Below are 17742 nucleotides of genomic sequence, written 5' to 3'. Positions count from 1 at the left end.
TGATAAACGTTTCTTTCGAGCGCCCCGGTTCAGTTGCGCGCGATGATCTCACGTTCGTGAGCGAAACTTGCGGAAGCCGCGACGCCCCGTCCGGTTCGGCGCTTGTTCAGGAAGCGCGGCCGGCGGCCGGTGAGGAGGCGCAGCTTGCGGCGTGGCGCAGGGCTGGCGGCAGGGGTGGCGCTGAAGGCTTCAATCGGTTTCACCTTGCCGCCGAGATCGCAGACGAGCATCGGCAGGTTGAAGATTTGCGCCCACTGGCCCCAGAGCAGGGCAAGATCTTCGGATCTTTCCGTTTCCGCCAGCGTGATCGACAGGGCGTTGTCCGGATGTTTCAGGATCAGGGCGGCGAGGATTTCACCGGGAGCTTCGCCCGGAACGATCCGCACCATGACACCGTCAAATCCGCTTGCGGGGACAACAACGGTGACCGGGACGCCGGCGACCCGCCGCTTGATGACAGCCCTGTCACGATCGAGGAAAATATCTGACGGCAGGGACGGTGTGCCCGGCCGGGATTCCAGTCGCTGCTGGAAGTGGACCGGAAGGCAACCGGGTTGCGGAAACGCTTCCGCACCTGCCCCGGCTGCCTTCAGTTCCTGTATTTCTGTCTGACGTCTCAAATGACTCTCCACCGGACCTTAGTGGTCGGACCTTTTGGTCTCTCGATGTCTTCGAACTTACGGCACAAAAGTCGTGAACCGCTTAAGAGACAGAGTTAAAAAAGTCTGATTTCAAAGAGGGTTACCGGAATGTAATCAAGCTGGTAACGCCTTGTTCAAACATGTGGCGGTCGAAGGCGTGAAAGCCCGGGACGCGGAACGGCAATCTGACGGGCGGTTCGGCTATCCCCGGGTTTCCGCTATAGAATCTTCAGTGGTGGAAGAATTGTCGCGCGGTCTGACAATCGTGCCGGTTCGAGCCTATCTTTGGGGGAAACTGGCTCCGCCAGTCCGGGGCAATAGAACGAAAGCCGCACGAACAGCGGGAAATGACCGGCCCTGTTGCAGCACGCCTGCTCGGAGCGTAAACATCAGCCTTAATGGTAGGCGGAACGGAACATATGTCGGAACTGATCGATCAAAGTGAATTGCAATCCCGTGCAGCGCGTCTCGTCGAGGCCGCACGAAAGGCCGGAGCGGACGCCTGTGACGCGGTCGCGGTGACCGGTGTTTCCCTGGGCGTAGATGTCCGGGAAGGCAAGGTGGAGGAAACCGAGCGCTCGGAGGGCGACGATGTCACCCTGCGCGTTTTCGTCGGCAAGCGCACCGCTGCCGTTTCCGCCAACCGCCTCGACGATCCGGACGGGCTGGCGGAGCGCGCCGTGGCCATGGCCAGGGTTGCGCCGGAAGACCCCTACGCCGGTCTCGCCGATCCGGAGCTGCTTGTGAAGGACTTCCCGGTCCTTGAGCTTCTGGATACCCGGGAAATGACCGCCGATGAGCTGACTGATATTGCCCTCGAAGCCGAAGCCGCAGGTCTGGCCGTCGACGGCGTGAGCAAGTCGGGCGGTGCCGGCGCATCCTGGCGCCTTGCCGGTGTTGTTCTGGCCACCAGCCATGGCTTCGAGGGGTCCTACATCACGTCCCGCTATGGCATGTCCATGACGGCGGTTGCCGGCGAAGGCACAGCCATGGAGCGGGATTACGATTTCGACAGCCGGACCTACTTCGAGGACCTCGAGGATCCCGCGGAGATCGGACGCCGGGCGGGCGAACGGGCGGTGCGTCGGCTCAATCCGCAGAAGCTGTCGACCCGGACAACCAACGTCATTTATGAGTCCCGTGCGGCCCGCAGCCTGCTCGGGCACCTGGCCGGTGCGATCAACGGTGCCTCGATCGCCCGCAAGACCAGTTTCCTGAAGGACAGGATGGGTGAGGCGGTGTTTGCACCCGGTATCCAGGTGGTCGACGATCCGTTCAAGCGACGGGGGGCAGCCACCCGCCCCTTTGATGGGGAAGGTACCCGTGCCGAAGTTCTGAACATGATCGGAGACGGCGTGCTGCAACACTGGTTCCTGGATGGAGCCTCTGCGCGCGAACTCGGTCTCAAACCGAACGGCCGCGCACATCGCAGTGGCAGCGGTACGTCGCCGGGGGCGACGAACATCACGTTGATGCCGGGTGAAAAAAGCCTGGAAGAGCTGATGGCGGAAGCCGGCGAGGGGCTATTGGTCACTGACCTGATCGGACATGGCGTCAACGGCATCACCGGGGACTATTCCCGCGGTGCTTCCGGTTTCTGGTTCGAGAAGGGGCAAATCGTCGAACCGGTCAGCGAGATCACCATCGCCGGCAATCTGAACGACATGTTCAAGCGGCTCGTGCCGGGCAGCGACCTGGACAACCGCTACTCCACCGCAACCCCCTCTGTCATGATTGAAGGAATGGCTCTTGCAGGAAGCTGAGACGGGCGCTCTGGACGAGGACCTGCGCCTTTTGGAAGACGCCGCCCGCGAGGCCGGCGCGCTGGCCCTGCGATATTTCGGCAAGGATCCGGAAACCTGGTTCAAGGGAAACAACAGGTCGCCGGTGTCGGAAGCCGATCTCGCGGTCGACAGGTTCCTGACGGACGAATTGAGGGGCAATCGCCCCGGATACGGCTGGTTGTCCGAGGAAACCGCGGATGACCGTCATCGTCTCGCCTGCAAGCGCGTCTTCATCGTCGACCCGATCGACGGCACGCGCGCTTTTCTGGCTGGAGGCAACGAATGGACGGTCTGCGCGGCCGTCGTGGAAGACGGTCGGCCGGTTGCCGGTGCGGTCTTCTGTCCGAGGCGCGAGGAAATGTTTCTGGCAAAAGCCGGAGGCGGGGCATTCCTGAATGGCAACCGGATAAGCGTCTCCGGCCGTCGGACCATCGGCGGGGCAACCCTGACCGGGCCGCATTCGATCATCGCCAACAAGGACGTCATGGCCGCCGGTTTCGTCGGCACCACCGTCCTGCGCTCGCTCGCCTACCGGATAGCGACCGTTGCGGCAGGCCGGATCGATGTCGGGGCCGCCCGTGGCGGACCGAGCGACTGGGATCTTGCAGCCGCCGATCTTTTGGTGCAGGAAGCGGGCGGAAGATTAACCGACCTGTCCGGCCGGAACCTGATCTACAACCGCGCGAAGACCGGCCATCCGGCGCTGATCGCAGCCCCGGAAGCGCTGATCAATCCCGTGCGCAGCCTGTTTGAGGGCGCAATCGGCTAGGGCCCGGCAGCAAGGGCGCACCGACAACAAGTGAGGATGTTCATGACTGAAACCGACACCCCGAAACAGCTTCTGCATCTGGTGTTTGGCGGTGAACTGGAAACCCCGGAAGGACTGACTTTCCGGGATCTGGAGGCACTGGACATCGTCGGCATCTATCCGAACTACGCCGAAGCCTACAAGGCCTGGAAGTCCAAGGCCCAGGCCACCGTCGACAACGCACATATGCGCTATTTCATCGTTCACATGCACCGTTTGCTGGATCCGGAAACGGCATCCTGACCTGGCACGTCTCTCGGGCGAAAGCATTATGATCAAACGCCTTGGCCGCCATCCCTGGGTCCTGTCAGGTGTGGGCACCGCGCTCGCCGGCTATCTCAAACTGGTCTATCACACGAATCGCTTTGTCGTGGCCCCCGAGGGTGTTCACGAGAAAACCGCGCAGCATCTGCCGGTGATCGTTGCCATGTGGCATGGACAGCATTTCATGGTGCCCTTTGCCAAGCCCGCTCATTGGCCCGCCAAGGTGATGATCTCCCGGTCTGCGGACGGAGAGGTCAACGCGGTGGCGGCGCGCAAGCTCGGGCTCGGTCTGATCCGGGCTTCCGGCGGACAGAATGCCCGTCAGATCAAGAAGCGTGGTGGCATGCGCGGCTTCATCGAGGCCCTGCGAGCGCTGAAGGAGGGCTATTCCATCGCGATGACCGCCGATGTGCCCAAGGGGCCGGCGCGCAAGTCCGGCATCGGCATCGTGCAGCTTGCCAAGCATTCCGGCCGGCCGATCCTGCCCGTCGCGGTCGCGACCAGCCGTTCGAAGGAACTGGACAGCTGGGACAAGGCGAGTGTGAACCTGCCCTTCGGGCGCGGCGGGATCGCCGTGGGCGAATTGATCTGGGTGCCGTCGGACACCGACGACGATGCGCTGGAAGCCTATCGTCTTCAGGTTGAGGAAGGCCTCAACGCTGCCACCCGGCATGCCTATGAGCTGGTCGGCCGGTCGGATGGCTGACCGGAAACCCTTCCTGATAAAAGCCTACCGGGGCCTGGCACGGGTTCTGACGCCCCTGTTTCATCTTCTGTTCCGGCTCCGCTGCCGGGCCGGCAAGGAAATTCCAGCCCGCAAGGGCGAGCGTTTCGGGCGCACGGGAACACCGCGCCCAGAAGGCCGTCTTGTCTGGATCCATGCCGCCAGCGTCGGTGAAACCATGTCGGTCCTGCCACTGATCGAGGCCCTGTCGGCGCAGGGGTGCAGGGTTCTTTTGACAACAGTGACAGTTACGGCCGCGGACCTCGCCGGACAGCGGCTGCCGCAGGGGGCCTTGCATCAATTCGTACCGTTCGATGCACCCGGGCCGCTGAACCGTTTTCTCGAACACTGGGCACCGGATCTTGCCATGGTGGTGGAATCGGAAATCTGGCCATGCCTGTTCGATGAATTGCGGTCCCGCAAGGTGCCCTTCGTCCTGTTGAACGGCAGGCTGTCCGACAGGTCCCATCGCGCCTGGGCACGGTTTCCGGGCGTCGCGCACTATCTCTTCGGATGCCTTCATGCGGTCCTGGCGCAAAGTGCCGCCGATGCGGAGCGGTTCCGGCAACTCGGGTGCACAAGGGTGGAGACGCCGGGAAACCTGAAGTTCGACGCTTCGGAACCGGTTGCGGATGAGAAGGAAATCTCGGCGTTGAAGGCACAGATCGGCGGTCGCCCCGTCTGGCTGAGCGCGCTGACCCATCCGGGTGAGGACGAGATAGCTCTGGAGGCGTTCGGGAAGTTGCGGCAGGACTTTCCGGACCTGCTGCTGATCCTGGTTCCGCGCCACCCCGCCCGTGCGGATGACATTGTCGACATGTGCGGTCAATATGGGCTGGAGACGGTCTGTCGCAGTTCGGGCGAGCGGATCGAGGCTTCAACGCACGTTTTCCTCGGAGACACGCTCGGCGAGATGGGACTTTTCTACAAGCTGGCTCCCGTTACCTTTCTAGGCGGCTCGTTCAACGATGCCGGCGGACATAACCCGGTCGAGGCAGCCCTGACCGGGTCCGCCCTGGTCACCGGTCCGAACGTTGCCAATGCGCGCGCGGTCTACAAGGACTTCTGGATCAGCGATGCTGCCCTGAAAGCGGGCGAACCGGAAGATCTTGCCGAACGTGTCGCAGGTTTGCTGAAAAAGCCGGAGAAGGCGGGCGAACAGGCGGCAAGAGCCCGTGCGATTGTCGAGGCCGGACGGGGAGCGCTTCAGAAAACGCTGCAGCTCCTGCAGCCGCTGTTGAAGGGAGAAGCTCGTGGCGGAGCGCCGGAGGCGGGACGTGAGCAAGGCTCCTGATTTCTGGTGGCAACCGGGTCTGTCGCTCAAGGCCGTTCTCCTGTCGCCACTGGCATGGATCTACGGAAACGTTGCCGGACGGCGGCTGATGGCGTCTGCGAAATCCAGGTCGAAACTGCCGGTCGTCTGCATCGGCAATTTCGTCGTCGGCGGCACGGGGAAGACCCCCTTTGCAATCGCTCTGGCGAAGCGCTTGCGCGAAGAGGGACTGCGGCCCGGATTTCTCCTGCGCGGCTATGGCGGCCGGAAGAAAGGTCCCCTGCTGGTCGAGCCCGGTGTTGATGGAGCGGCCGATGTCGGTGACGAGGCGCTGCTGCTTGCAGAGCATGCACCGACGATCATTTCCGCGGACCGTCCGGCCGGTGCCAGGCTTGCCGAGGGGCAGCCGATCGATGTGCTGCTCATGGATGACGGTTTCCAGAACCCGTCGCTGGCCAAGGATCTCAGCCTGCTGCTTGTCGATTGCAGCGTGGGGTTCGGCAACGGCTTCTGTTTTCCCGCCGGTCCCCTCAGGGCGCCCGCCGGCAAGCAGATCCTGAAGGCCGATTGCCTCATACTGGTGGGCGACGGAGACGCGGCCGAGGAAGCCGCCCATCTTGCCGGGCGCAGGGCCCTGCCGATCCTTCACGCCCATATCCGTCCTCAGATGAACGAGGCCCTTGGCGGGCAGAAGCTGTTCGCCTTCGCCGGGATAGGCCGGCCGGACAAGTTTTTCGCTTCGTTGAAGTTGCTGGGGTACGACGTTAAACGGACACGGGGGTTCGCCGATCATCACCGTTACACGGAAGCGGAAGTCCAGACGCTGATGGTGGAGGCGGAAGAAGAAGGGCTGCAGCTCGTGACCACCGCCAAGGATATGGCGCGGCTGGCAACGCGCGGCGAGGAAATGTTCCGCTGGATCAGCTCCAGGACAGAGGTCCTCGACGTGGCGATGGAAATAAACGACGAAGACCGCCTGATCGGTCTGGTGAAGGAAAGTCTGCGCAAACGCAGTTTTCACTTCTAAGCCTGTGTGAGCAAAACGCGGGCACCTGCGTTAGCCGGACTTGCGAAGGTTCGCGGCAACCCGGTTCATCATCTGAAGGAACTGGGCCACTTCTTCCGGAGAAAGTCCCTGTAGCGCCGAGGCATTGACCGCCATGGCGGCCTCCTTGGCCGGTTTTTCCAGGGCGCGCGCTTTTTGCGTCAGCCAGACGGACTGGGCCCGCCGGTCCTCCGGATGCGGCTTGCGGGTGATCAGGCCATCCCGTTCCATGCGTGACAGGGTGTTTGCCATCGTGGCCTGTTCGACGTCGAGCCGCGTCATCAGGTCCCGCTGGGTTACGCCTTCCTCCGTCCACAACTCAAGCAGCGTCATGAATTGCGCGGGCGCAAGATCGAGTGGGGCGATCTTCCTGTGAAGCGCATTGGCGAAGAGCCGCGCCATGTGATTGGCAAGAAAGCCTGCCGACGTGTTTTTCCGGAAAGTCATGCGGGAAAACTAAGGGTTGATAGCATGCTATGCAATATGATATTGGATAGCATGCTATGTAAAAAGATAGCAAGCTATGTAAGGAGTGCGACAAATGTTGAAATGGATACACGCATTCGCAGGAGGGTCGGCTCTCCTGCTGATTTCCACTTTTTGGACCTCATCTCTGCTTGTGGAGGTTTTCGGAAGTCCAGAGACCGTTGCCGTGGTGAAAACAGCTGTTTTGTGGGCAATGCTCGCTCTGGTGCCTTCGCTTGCGGTGACGGGGATTTCCGGAGCGGTTCTGGGCAAGGGGTGGAAAGGAAGCTCAATCACGCGCAAGCAGATGCGCATGAAAGCCGTCGCTGCCAACGGCCTTCTGATCCTGCTGCCGTCCGCATTCTTCCTGGCGATGAAGGCACAGGCTGACAGTCTGGATGTCTGGTTCTATCTGGTCCAGGTGCTGGAAATGACGGCCGGGGCCGTGAACATCAGCCTTCTGGGATTGAACATGCGCGACGGGCTTGCGCTTTCCCGGCGGCGTGCCCGGCCGGTTGGAGCTCGCCAAGTGTAAGTCTGCATCATTTCCTGGTTACCCGTCCGGTCAGAAATCCTGATTGCGGTCACTCACCGGCGAAGGCAGGGCTTCATTATGCCCTGTCTGATCCGTCCTGGGTGTGCTAGATCACGTCGTGTCAGACCTAACCCGATGAAAAGGCGATTAAAATGGCCGCGAGCACGGCAAGGGAAATGGGACGTGTCCATTCGGCAACCTTGGGTTCCCCGATTTGGACTGCCACTGCATCGGTACTCTACTGGTCGTGCACTTCTTCTGCAGCTCGTGAGCGGGGGGCTGGATGAGCGACCACGCATCAAGCGGCGACATGCACGCGGTCAACGCGATAGCTGCTCTCGAGGCACTTGGCGTCGACGAAAAAGGCATCAGGACAGAAGAGGCCGCTCGTCGTCTTGCCGCACATGGGCCGAACCGCCTTCCCGAACCCAAAAAGCAGAATCCGTTTCTGCGGTTCCTGTCGCATTTCAACAACGTGTTGATCTATGTCCTGATCGCCTCTGCCGTGGTCACAGCAGTCTTGCAGCACTGGGTGGATACCGGCGTCATTCTTGCGGTGATTATCGTCAACGCCATTATCGGCTTCATTCAGGAGGGACGCGCCGAGCAGGCGATGAATGCAATTCGCTCCATGCTGGCACCTCGCTCCGCGGTGATGCGCGATGGCAGGCGGCAAAGTGTCGACGCGGCAGAACTGGTGCCGGGCGATATCGTTCTGGTCGAGGCAGGCGACCGGGTGCCCGCAGACTTGAGGCTGATAGAGGCGCGGGGGCTGAAGGCCGAAGAAGCAATCCTGACCGGAGAATCCGTGCCCGTCGAGAAAGGTACGGCACCGGTTCCTCGGGACGCTGCGCTTGGTGATCGAACGTCTATGCTCTATTCCGGCACCCTGGTTGCCGCGGGCGCGGGACGCGGCGTGATCACTGCCACAGGCTCCTCAACCCAGATCGGCCGCATCAGCAGCATGCTCTCTCGTGTAGAGACGCTTACCACACCCCTTGTCACGCAAATGGACCGCTTTGCCCGCTGGCTCACGGTCTTCATCCTGCTCGTTGCCGCGATACTTCTGACTTACGGTTATTATGTCGGCCATCTACCGTTTGCGGAGCTCTTCATGGCCGTCGTAGGTTTGTCGGTCGCCGCAATCCCGGAAGGACTGCCGGCGGTGCTCACCATAACCCTCGCCGTCGGTGTGCAAGTGATGGCGCGGCGCAACGCCATCGTCCGCCGTCTGCCGGCAATCGAAACACTGGGCTCCGTATCCGTCATCTGCTCGGACAAGACCGGCACTCTGACACGAAACGAGATGATAGCGGCCTCACTGGCCACCGCAGAACACATTTACTCGATTGATGGAACCGGTTACGCACCCGAGGGCGCGATCCGCTGGCGCGACGCCGATGCTCATCCCGATCAGCACACGGTGCTCCTTGAATTCGCTCGCGCCTCGGCACTTTGTAACGATGCCGTCCTTCGCGCGTCGCAGGACGGCTGGCGCGTTGAAGGGGACCCGATGGAGGGTGCCCTCATGGCGCTCGCCGGAAAGATCTCGGGAGATGGCCCTGATCCATACCGTCAGTGGACCCGTACCGACGCCATCCCGTTCGACTCCGCCCATCGCTATATGGCTACTCTTCATCACGATCACACGGGGCATGCCTGCATTCACGTCAAGGGGGCACCCGAGGCAATTCTTGCGCTCAGTGCGAACCAACGCTCTGCCGACGGCGCGACGGAGCCGCTCGACGAGAACCTTTGGCAGAGGCTTGTGGAGGATCTGGCCGCAGAGGGGCAGCGCGTCATCGCAGTCGCTGTGCGGAGCGTTGCCCAGGATCATACTGTCCTGAACACCGCTGATGTATCCGGTCAGCTCACCCTCATTGGCCTGATCGGACTTATTGATCCGCCGCGCACGGAAGCCATCGAGGCCGTGGCCGAGTGCCATGCCGCCGGTATCCGAGTGAAGATGATAACCGGAGATCATGCGGCGACGGCCCGCGCCATTGGCGGCATGATCGGGCTGCAGAATGCAGATCGCGTTCTGACCGGGGCGGATATTGCAATGATGAACGATGCCGCGCTGGCCGAAGCGGTGATTGAAACGGACATCTTTGCGCGTACTTCCCCCGCCGACAAGCTGCGTCTCGTTACCGCGCTGCAGTCCCGCGGCTTGACCGTTGCGATGACTGGAGACGGGGTGAACGACGCGCCGGCACTCAAGCGCGCCGACGCCGGGGTAGCGATGGGGCTGAAGGGAAGCGAGGCCGCCAAGGAGGCTTCGGAGCTGGTGCTCGCCGACGACAACTTTGCGTCTATCGCGGCTGCGGTGCGCGAAGGGCGCACTGTTTACGACAACATCAAGAAAGTCCTCAGCTGGACCCTACCCACAAATGCCGGCGAAGCGATGACCATCATCGTCGCGCTCTTCGCAGGAATGGCACTGCCGATCACGGCGGTGCAGATCCTGTGGGTCAACCTCATTACCGCCGTGACGCTTGGCCTTGCGCTTGCCTTCGAACCATCGGAACCTGGAACGATGCGACGCCCGCCCCGGCCGCGCAACGAGCCGCTGCTATCGGGTGAGCTTGTCTGGCATATCGTGCTCGTCTCGACCCTGTTTCTTGCGGCGGTCTTCGGTGTCTTCTTCTACGCGACCGACCTCGGCTACCCCACCGAACTAGCGCAGACGATGGCAATGAACATGCTTGTCGTGCTCGAGATTTTCCACCTGTTCTTCATACGTAATCTTCACAGCACTTCGCTTACCTGGAACGCTGCCAAGGGGACACCCGTTGTCTGGGTGTGCGTACTGACGGTTACCGGGGCGCAATTCGCGATCACCTATTTTTCGCCGTTGCAGGCTCTACTAGGGACGCAAGGCGTGCCTTTGAAGGATGGCATCGTGATCGTGGCAATCGGGTGTGCCTTCTTTGCACTTCTGGAATCGGAGAAACAAATGCGGCTAACGTTACGCCGGCAGCGCACGAACTCTCAAGAAATCGCATCTTGACTGGGAGGTGTTGAGCACCGCCGGTACCAGGTGGCCCTCAGGACGGCTTTAACGGCATAATGCAAAGAGGCCATGCAAAGGCATCACGAGGAATGCCCTTTCGGATCAAACCGGCATAATCTGCAGGAAAACCCGGCCTATGCGGATCTCGTCTCAAGATAGCGCTTCATGGACGCCTTTGCGTCGACATAGGCTTCCTGGCGCTCGACGGACCAGTATTTCAGCTCGTCGAGCGGAATGGCGGTACCAGTGACCGAGCAGCGCACGAATGTTCCCGGTGTTTCCACCTGATAGTCGCCGTCCAGATAGCGGACACGGGCTTCGGTGGGGATACGCGGGTTTTCGTAGCGGTTCATCATCACTTTAGTTCCGGAAGGCCTTCGACCTGTTCAAAGGCTCCGCTCTTCTAGGCCAAAACACGGTTTGAGGGCAAGCCTCCCGCATCCTACGCCGGAAGACCGTTCTTTTCCATTCACTTGTCCGGCCCGGTCCATCGGCGGGCGCCGGTCAGCGCCGCTTGGCATTTTTCTGAACCTCCGTCTCCGTTTTGCCTTTGGCGGATCCGAAAACGGGCCGGACCACGTTTTCGCCGGTCTGTTCGGATGGGGCAGGCGGACCTGACACCCGTCCGGTCCTGGCGAGCTCTTCGGCGAGCCGCGGATGAAGCCCGTCGCCGCGGGCCGCCGCAATGGCGTGAAAGGTCAGGGGATGTGGCAGTTCGTCAGATGAGGACATTCGTGCACCCGGAGTGTTTTGCGGTTATCTGTTTGTTTCAAGAGAGCCCGGGCAGGCACAGTGTCCGCCGGGTTCTTGCCGGCAGTTTCCTGCCGAGGGGGTTTACGCGGATCACTTCAAGACGCATGGCGACGCAACTAAATATGAGTATTTTTGTCAAGTTAGAAATTCGCAAGTGGAATTCCGGGGTTTTAGGGTGAATTGTGCGCCAAAAACCCTATGTTGGGGATAATTCGGGGAATTCACCGCCGGCTCCGGCGGCAATAAACGGCTTCTTCCGGCCGGACACAATCAGGACACGCAAATGACCCTTTCCACGACTGACCTTATCGAATCTTCCGGTCTCGGACTGGAGGCGGCCAAGAAGATTACGCAAGAGGCCCTGTCGGGGGCCGATGACGGGGAGCTTTTTGTCGAATACCGCCAGACAGAAGGGCTGGTTTTCGACAACGGCCGCCTGAAAGGGGCCAACTACGATACGGCCCAGGGTTTCGGTCTGCGGGCGGTGGCCGGTGAAGCCGCCGGCTATGCTCATGCGGGGGATATTTCCGAAGGCGCCCTGAAGCGCGCGGCGGATGCGGTCAGCGCGGTCAAGCGCGGATATTCGGGCAGCTATGCGGCGGCGCCCGCGCGCACCAACCAGTCGCTTTACACCGACGCCAATCCGCTCGGCGGACCGAGCTTCGAGGACAAGGTCAAGCTGCTTCAGGAAATCGATGCCTATGCACGGGCAAAGGACCCGCGCGTCCGTCAGGTGTCCGCGTCACTGGCGGGCTCCTGGCAGGTAGTGGAGATCCTGCGTGCGGACGGTCACCTCGTGCGCGACGTGCGCCCGATGGTGCGTATGAGCATTTCCGTCGTGGCCGGCAACGACGAGCGACAGGAAAGCGGCTCCTTCGGTTGTGGCGGCCGCGAAGGTTTCGAGCGCTTCATCACGACGGAAAACTGGCAGGGCGGCGTGGACGAAGCTCTTCGGCAGGCTCTCGTCAACCTGGAAGCTGTGCCGGCCCCGGCCGGAACGTTCGACGTGGTGCTGGGCCCGGGCTGGCCGGGCATTCTTCTGCACGAGGCGGTCGGGCACGGGCTTGAAGGCGACTTCAACCGCAAGAAGACCTCCGCCTTCGCCGGCTTGATGGGTGAGCGTGTTGCCGCCCCCGGCGTGACGATTGTCGATGACGGCACCATTCCCGACCGGCGCGGTTCGCTGACGGTCGACGACGAAGGTACTCCGGCCAACCGGACCGTGCTGATCGAGGACGGTATCCTGAAGGGCTACATGCAGGACCGGCAGAACGCCCGCCTGATGGGCATGGAGCCGACCGGCAACGGCCGCCGCCAGTCCTTTGCCCATATTCCGATGCCGCGCATGACCAACACGGTCATGATGGCCGGCGACAAGGAACCGGATGAAATTCTGGCATCCGTCAAGGATGGCATCTATGCGGTGTCCTTCGGCGGTGGGCAGGTAGACATTACCTCCGGCAAGTTCGTCTTCTCCTGCACCGAGGCCTACCGGGTGGAAAACGGCAAGGTCGGTGCGCCGATCAAGGGCGCGATGCTGATCGGCAACGGCCCGGACGCGCTGACCCGCGTCACGATGATCGGCAATGACATGAAACTCGACCCGGGCATGGGAACCTGCGGCAAGCAGGGGCAGGGCGTGCCGGTGGGGGTTGGCCAGCCTTCCATGCGCATCAACGGGATGACCATCGGCGGCACCGCCGTCTGACCGGACGCGAGGCATGATCATGGGTGCTATCGAATTTGTCGTCTTCGACATGAACGAGGTGCTCTATGACTGGGATCCGCAGGTCCGCCTCAAGCTTCTGGAGGAACTCACCGGCAGGCCGGCGGCGGAAATCGATGCGGCGGTCTGGGGTGGACCGCATGAGGCGGAAGCGGAGGCCGGCAATCCCGGTACGGCGGAAGGCTATCTCGAGCAATTCGGCAAGTTGCTTGACTACCCGATCGATTTCGAGACCTGGGCAGACATACACCGCAGGATGATGCGGCCGCGGCCGGACGTTCTGGATCTGGTCCGGCAGGTGAAGACACGAGCCGATGTCGCGATGCTCACCAACAACGGCATGATGCTGAAGGCGGTTCTGCCCGACTGCGCGCCGGAAATGATCGAGATCTTCGGTGAAAAGGCGCATGTCTCGGCGGAATTCAAGGTTCGCAAGCCCGATCCCCAGATCTACCGGCGCATCTGCGGGAAATACGGTCACGCACCCGAGCGGAGCGCGTTCATCGACGACAAGGAAGCGAATGTGCGGGGCGCCGAGGAAGCCGGACTGGTGGGGCACGTCTATACGACCTACGAGGATTTCCGGTCTTTCCTGGGGCGTCACGAGCTGATTTGAGACCTGTTGGGGAACCCCGCAGTCCTGCCGGAATGCCGGGCGGTTGACCGGATCATGCGGTTTCCTGCCCAAAAAGCGTTCTTTGATTGAAATTAAAGCGTTTTCTTGCCGGAAATGCTGTAATTGAAGCCGGTCCGAAGCAGAATCTTTGCTATGCTGACCGGAAACCATGTTTCGCACATTCCGGTGTGGAACATTTGGACGGTCAATGAAGGAGACAGGATGGCTGCGGAAGGGGCACCCCCGTTTTTTGCTGAAGCGATTGTGTTCCTGGCGGCTACGGTTGTGGCCGTGCCGATTGCCAAGCGATTGGGTCTCGGGTCCGTGGTCGGATATCTGGCGGCGGGTGCCGTCATCGGGCCGCACGGGTTCCAGTTCCTGGGATCGGGTGAGGACGTGTTACATGTGGCGGAACTCGGTGTGGTTCTGCTCCTGTTCGTGATCGGTCTCGAACTCGATCCACAAAAGCTCTGGCGGATGAAGCGGGATATTTTCGGCCTGGGCACTGCGCAGGTCATGGTGACGGGTATTTCGTTCTACGCCGTCGCCCGCTGGGCGGGATATCCCTATTCGACCGCACTCGTGGCCGGGTTCGGCCTTGCCCTGTCCTCCACCGCCTTTGCTCTGCAGATCCTTCAGGAGCGCGGACAATTGTCGTCCGCTTACGGTCAGCGGGCCTTTGGCATCCTGCTTCTGCAGGACATTGCCATCGTGCCGCTTCTGGCCATGGTGGCTGTTCTGGCCCAGGGAGAGGGACCGGCGACCGCCACCGACATGGCGAGCGAAATGGTCATCGTCCTGGCGGCGGTTGCTGCCGTGATCCTGGCCGGGCGCTATCTGATATCTCCGGTCTTTCTGCTCCTGGCGGCAAGCCGGGCAAGGGAGGTCATGCTGACCGCCGCCCTGCTGGTCGCGCTCGGAAGCGCGGGCATCATGCATGCGGTCGGGCTTTCCATGGCCCTTGGTGCATTCCTGGCCGGCGTGCTTCTGGCCGAATCGAGTTTCAGGCATACGCTTGAAGCCGACATCGAGCCGTTCCGCTCCCTTCTGATGGGACTGTTCTTCGTCGCGGTCGGCATGTCGCTCGATTTCTACCTGGTCATGGAGAACTGGGAGACTGTCGCGGCAGGCGTTGCGATCGTCATGGGGCTGAAAGGGCTGTACCTCTGGGGCCTGTCGCGGGTCACGGGATCGCCGAATTCCGATGCGTTGCGCATTGCCGTGACCCTGCCGCAGGGCGGGGAATTCGCCTTCGTTCTTTTCACCGCAGCTGTCAGCGAAAGGCTGCTGGACTACCAGACTGCCAATCTTCTGACCGCTGTCGTCATTCTGACGATGCTGCTCACGCCCGTTGCCTGCCTGGGGCTGGAAGCGCTCGCCGAACGTGTGAAGGCCAGCGGCGTGGAAAACCCGTCGATCGAGAGCTTTGAGGAAGCAACGCCCACCGTGCTGGTCGTCGGGTTTGGCCGGTTCGGCATGGTCGTCGCCCAGTTTCTGACCTCGGAAGGCCTGGAGATCACGGCCATCGACAACCGTCCGGACCGGATCGCCTATGCCCGCAAGCAGGGCTACAAGGTCTATTACGGCGATGCGACCCGGGCCGATGTCCTGGCCGCGGCCGGCGCCGGCAAGGCTGCCCTCGTGGCCATGTGCATCGAGAACGACAAGGTGATGGCAAGAGCGATCGACCTGGTGCGCGAAGGGTTCCCGGATGCGCTGATCTTCTGCCGCGCGACGGACCGGGCCCATTCGCTGGATCTCACCAAGCGCGGCGTCGACTTCCAGATCCGCGAAACCTTCGAATCGAGCGTGGTCTTCGGTCGCGCCGCGCTGGAGGCGCTCGGAACGCCTTTGAACCGGATCGACCAAATCGAGGAAGATGTCCGCTTCCGGGACGAGGAACGGCTTGCGCTGCAGCTTCAGGAAGGCATATTCGCCGGCGCTGACAAGCTTCACAGGGTGACGCCCCGCAAGCCGGCGGACAAGGATGCGGAAGACATTCCGGCAGAATAGTCCCGGCAAACAGCCCCCAAAAAATAAAGGCGCCGTCTCCGGCGCCTTCCTGGATGCTCCCGACTGTCTGCGCCGGTCAGGGCAGGGCGTCGTAGCCGGCCGAAAATCCGTTGAGCGAAATCGGAATGCCGATTCCTTCCTCGGGGGTCTGGAAGATAATGAAGGTCGCCTGAGCGCCCGCCCGCAGTTTGGTCAACAGCTCGTCCTCGAGAATCACCTCGGCGATACAGCCATTCGGCAGGCAGCGGACGAAACCGGCGCGGCCGATGTCGGCATTGTCGACCTTGAGCCCCAGTCCGGAGGGCAGAAGCACGCCGAGAGGCGCCAGAACCCTGAGGATGCGGGCCTGTTTGTCGGCGGTTTTCAGAACGATCACCGACAGGCCGACGTTCTCCCGGTCCGAGGCCGTGACATTCTGAATGAGCGCGCATTGCTCGCTGGCGGCGCCCGGCGGCGTGTCGCAGCGCATCTGCCAGTCCCCGTGCGTGGAGCGGACTTCCCCTTGAGCGCTTGCGGGAAGTGCGGTCTGGGCAAGGCTGCCGAAAACGATTCCCGCGACGGCAGCGTATTTGAGCAATGACTTTGTGAAGCGTCCTGCCGGGCGGGCGGAAGGGGACTGCGGCAATTGGGTTGACAAGAAATCCTCCAGTCAATCGGTGTCCGATCCTTTCAGAGCCCGGCTGCGGGAGACATGCGGCCAAGTCTGCGAATCATGGTGTTTTCCCGGCCAGACATTGCCGCACAACGGCGCGTCTTTCCAGTCTGAGCACGGCGGGGAAAGCATGATTAGACGGAATTCTTGTCGAAAATCGGCCTGTCCTTGACCTTGATCAATCGCCTCGGGGAGCAGCAAGGCCGTGAAATGTTGGAAATTCCGTTGCAGCCCGGCCAGTCTTGTGGTTTTTGTGCGGCACGAAGCTGTCAGAAAGGTGATGCGGCACATCGACGCTCTGCCCGCTGGTGACCATCGCCCTTTGCAGCAGTTTGTGGTTATAGTCCGGCCATCTGACAATCATGAAGGATGCCCGGATCAGGCAGAATAGGCTTGCGAAGCGACGCCAAGCCCGCTACTGCCGCATTCGGATTGAACCGGATCTGGGGTCCGGTATTTTGCATGTGCCGCTTTTTCACGCGGCTGAGGGAAGGGAGCGCGGACGTGAAGTCAATCTTCAAGCGTCTCATGACTGTGGCCGGAACGGCGGCGACTTTTGCTGGAGTGTCCACTGCGGCTCTGGCGGCCGAGTCCGGCATGAAAGAATGGCAGCTCGGATTTCAGAGCTCCGTTACGGATGTGTTCGACGACATCCACTGGTTCAACAATTTCACGCTGGTGATCATCACGGTCATCACGCTGTTCGTTCTGGGCTTGCTGATCGTCTGCATGACGCGGTTCAGCTCCAAGGCGAACCCGGTGCCGTCCCGCACGTCGCACAACACCATGATCGAGGTGGTCTGGACCATCGCGCCGATCCTGATCCTGGTCGTGATCGCCATTCCGTCGTTCCGCCTGCTTTACAAGCAGCTCGACATCCCGGAATACGAAATGACCATCAAGGCCACCGGCTTCCAGTGGTACTGGGGTTACGAATACACCGACGAGAACATGGGCGAGCTTTCCTTTGACTCGCTGATGGTCGCCAATGACGAACGTCAGGCGGTCGCCGAGGCACGTGGCGTGACGCTCAACGAAGTGCCGCGTCTTCTGGCGGTCGACAATGAAGTCGTCATTCCGGTTGACACCACCGTCCGGGTCCAGGTGACCTCGGAGGACGTGATCCACGCCTTTGCAATGCCGGCCTTCGGGGTCAAGATCGATGCCGTTCCGGGCCGACTGAACGAAACCTGGTTCCATGCCCGCGAGGAAGGCGTCTACTACGGCCAGTGTTCCGAGCTGTGCGGCAAGGATCACGCGTTCATGCCGATCGCGATCCGCGTGGTTTCCAAGGAACAGTTCCAGAGCTGGGCCGCTGCCGCCCAGGACGATCTGGAGACTGCGAACAAGGATCTGTGGGCTGCCATCGTGACCGGCAAGAAGGTCGCTACCGGCAAGCTTGAAGAAATCTCCGTCGCCGCGAAGTAACG

17 protein-coding genes are annotated in these 17742 nt (G+C 61.6%); 12 read left to right on the top strand and 5 right to left on the bottom strand.

The window, feature by feature from the left end; translation table 11 throughout:
* Positions 1-29: 29 nt before the first annotated feature.
* Positions 30-620, bottom strand: a complete 591-nt coding sequence (locus tag ACQY7U_RS03105; protein WP_428641840.1) for a DUF6101 family protein — start codon at positions 618-620, stop codon at positions 30-32.
* A 440-nt stretch (positions 621-1060) separates the two neighbouring features.
* Between ACQY7U_RS03105 and ACQY7U_RS03100 the strand changes: the two genes are divergently transcribed.
* Genes ACQY7U_RS03100 through lpxK form a run of 6 tightly spaced genes read left to right on the top strand, consistent with a single transcriptional unit; the run spans position 1061 to position 6521 of the window.
* Entirely contained in the window at positions 1061-2404 is a 1344-nt protein-coding gene (locus ACQY7U_RS03100) for a TldD/PmbA family protein (RefSeq protein ID WP_428641838.1), read from the top strand.
* Complete coding sequence (locus ACQY7U_RS03095; protein ID WP_428641836.1) at positions 2391-3194, top strand: 3'(2'),5'-bisphosphate nucleotidase CysQ; 804 nt, start codon at positions 2391-2393, stop codon at positions 3192-3194. Before ACQY7U_RS03100 ends, ACQY7U_RS03095 begins: the two co-directional genes overlap by 14 nt.
* Positions 3195-3236: 42 nt before the next feature.
* A complete protein-coding gene (locus tag ACQY7U_RS03090) occupies positions 3237-3476 on the top strand; it encodes a DUF4170 domain-containing protein (protein WP_428641835.1) in 240 nt (79 codons plus the stop codon).
* A gap of 28 nt (positions 3477-3504) precedes the next feature.
* Positions 3505-4203 carry a lysophospholipid acyltransferase family protein gene (locus ACQY7U_RS03085; RefSeq protein ID WP_428641833.1) on the top strand — a complete coding sequence of 233 codons (699 nt, stop codon included), beginning with the start codon at positions 3505-3507 and terminating at the stop codon, positions 4201-4203.
* Positions 4196-5515 (top strand): 3-deoxy-D-manno-octulosonic acid transferase, encoded by a 1320-nt coding sequence (locus tag ACQY7U_RS03080; protein WP_428641831.1) that lies wholly within the window; start codon positions 4196-4198, stop codon positions 5513-5515. The genes ACQY7U_RS03085 and ACQY7U_RS03080 overlap by 8 nt, the downstream gene beginning before the upstream one ends.
* Entirely contained in the window at positions 5499-6521 is a 1023-nt protein-coding gene (gene lpxK, locus ACQY7U_RS03075) for a tetraacyldisaccharide 4'-kinase (RefSeq protein WP_428641830.1), read from the top strand. Before ACQY7U_RS03080 ends, lpxK begins: the two co-directional genes overlap by 17 nt.
* A gap of 30 nt (positions 6522-6551) precedes the next feature.
* Here lpxK and ACQY7U_RS03070 read toward each other — a convergent pair whose 3' ends face one another.
* Complete coding sequence (locus ACQY7U_RS03070) at positions 6552-6986, bottom strand: MarR family winged helix-turn-helix transcriptional regulator (protein ID WP_428641827.1); 435 nt, start codon at positions 6984-6986, stop codon at positions 6552-6554.
* Between the two features lie 205 nt (positions 6987-7191).
* On the opposite strand from ACQY7U_RS03070, the gene ACQY7U_RS03065 reads away from it, so the two are divergent.
* Both ACQY7U_RS03065 and ACQY7U_RS03060 read left to right on the top strand, forming a co-directional pair.
* Positions 7192-7539, top strand: a complete 348-nt coding sequence (locus ACQY7U_RS03065; protein WP_428641825.1) for a hypothetical protein — start codon at positions 7192-7194, stop codon at positions 7537-7539.
* Between the two features lie 283 nt (positions 7540-7822).
* Positions 7823-10549 carry a cation-transporting P-type ATPase gene (locus tag ACQY7U_RS03060; protein ID WP_428641823.1) on the top strand — a complete coding sequence of 909 codons (2727 nt, stop codon included), beginning with the start codon at positions 7823-7825 and terminating at the stop codon, positions 10547-10549.
* A 137-nt stretch (positions 10550-10686) separates the two neighbouring features.
* Here ACQY7U_RS03060 and ACQY7U_RS03055 read toward each other — a convergent pair whose 3' ends face one another.
* Together ACQY7U_RS03055 and ACQY7U_RS03050 are read right to left on the bottom strand one after the other, a co-directional pair.
* The gene (locus tag ACQY7U_RS03055; RefSeq protein WP_428641821.1) at positions 10687-10908 is read right to left on the bottom strand and encodes a DUF2093 domain-containing protein; all 222 of its coding nucleotides are present in this window, start codon (positions 10906-10908) and stop codon (positions 10687-10689) included.
* 148 nt (positions 10909-11056) lie between these two features.
* Positions 11057-11284 carry a hypothetical protein gene (locus tag ACQY7U_RS03050; RefSeq protein WP_428641820.1) on the bottom strand — a complete coding sequence of 76 codons (228 nt, stop codon included), beginning with the start codon at positions 11282-11284 and terminating at the stop codon, positions 11057-11059.
* Between the two features lie 304 nt (positions 11285-11588).
* On the opposite strand from ACQY7U_RS03050, the gene tldD reads away from it, so the two are divergent.
* The 3 genes from tldD (at position 11589) to ACQY7U_RS03035 (ending at position 15660) form a co-directional block, all read left to right on the top strand.
* Positions 11589-13013: a metalloprotease TldD gene (gene tldD / locus ACQY7U_RS03045; RefSeq protein ID WP_428641817.1), complete on the top strand. Its 1425-nt coding sequence runs from the start codon at positions 11589-11591 to the stop codon at positions 13011-13013.
* A gap of 13 nt (positions 13014-13026) precedes the next feature.
* Positions 13027-13647, top strand: a complete 621-nt coding sequence (locus ACQY7U_RS03040; RefSeq protein ID WP_428641815.1) for an HAD family hydrolase — start codon at positions 13027-13029, stop codon at positions 13645-13647.
* A gap of 222 nt (positions 13648-13869) precedes the next feature.
* Complete coding sequence (locus ACQY7U_RS03035; RefSeq protein WP_428641813.1) at positions 13870-15660, top strand: monovalent cation:proton antiporter-2 (CPA2) family protein; 1791 nt, start codon at positions 13870-13872, stop codon at positions 15658-15660.
* Positions 15661-15736: 76 nt separating this feature from the next.
* Here ACQY7U_RS03035 and ACQY7U_RS03030 read toward each other — a convergent pair whose 3' ends face one another.
* Positions 15737-16210: an invasion associated locus B family protein gene (locus tag ACQY7U_RS03030; RefSeq protein ID WP_428641866.1), complete on the bottom strand. Its 474-nt coding sequence runs from the start codon at positions 16208-16210 to the stop codon at positions 15737-15739.
* A gap of 606 nt (positions 16211-16816) precedes the next feature.
* On the opposite strand from ACQY7U_RS03030, the gene coxB reads away from it, so the two are divergent.
* Positions 16817-17740, top strand: coding sequence for a cytochrome c oxidase subunit II (coxB, locus tag ACQY7U_RS03025; RefSeq protein ID WP_428641811.1), 924 nt, complete (start codon positions 16817-16819; stop codon positions 17738-17740).
* The last annotated feature ends 2 nt before the right edge of the window (positions 17741-17742 follow it).

Origin of the sequence: Roseibium sp. (assembly GCF_050301095.1) — a bacterium.
GTDB lineage: Bacteria > Pseudomonadota > Alphaproteobacteria > Rhizobiales > Stappiaceae > Roseibium.
This window is presented reverse-complemented; position numbering and strand designations above follow the sequence as displayed.

Excerpts from the sequence above, each read along its gene's own strand:
- ACQY7U_RS03100 (WP_428641838.1), top strand. The coding sequence starts at position 1,061 with ATGTCGGAACTGATCGATCAAAGTGAATTGCAATCCCGTGCAGCGCGT.
- ACQY7U_RS03090 (WP_428641835.1), top strand. The coding sequence starts at position 3,237 with ATGACTGAAACCGACACCCCGAAACAGCTTCTGCATCTGGTGTTTGGC.
- ACQY7U_RS03085 (WP_428641833.1), top strand. The coding sequence starts at position 3,505 with ATGATCAAACGCCTTGGCCGCCATCCCTGGGTCCTGTCAGGTGTGGGC.
- ACQY7U_RS03080 (WP_428641831.1), top strand. The coding sequence starts at position 4,196 with ATGGCTGACCGGAAACCCTTCCTGATAAAAGCCTACCGGGGCCTGGCA.
- ACQY7U_RS03070 (WP_428641827.1), bottom strand. The coding sequence starts at position 6,986 with ATGACTTTCCGGAAAAACACGTCGGCAGGCTTTCTTGCCAATCACATG.
- ACQY7U_RS03060 (WP_428641823.1), top strand. The coding sequence starts at position 7,823 with ATGAGCGACCACGCATCAAGCGGCGACATGCACGCGGTCAACGCGATA.
- ACQY7U_RS03055 (WP_428641821.1), bottom strand. The coding sequence starts at position 10,908 with ATGATGAACCGCTACGAAAACCCGCGTATCCCCACCGAAGCCCGTGTC.
- ACQY7U_RS03050 (WP_428641820.1), bottom strand. The coding sequence starts at position 11,284 with ATGTCCTCATCTGACGAACTGCCACATCCCCTGACCTTTCACGCCATT.
- tldD (WP_428641817.1), top strand. The coding sequence starts at position 11,589 with ATGACCCTTTCCACGACTGACCTTATCGAATCTTCCGGTCTCGGACTG.
- ACQY7U_RS03040 (WP_428641815.1), top strand. The coding sequence starts at position 13,027 with ATGATCATGGGTGCTATCGAATTTGTCGTCTTCGACATGAACGAGGTG.
- ACQY7U_RS03035 (WP_428641813.1), top strand. The coding sequence starts at position 13,870 with ATGGCTGCGGAAGGGGCACCCCCGTTTTTTGCTGAAGCGATTGTGTTC.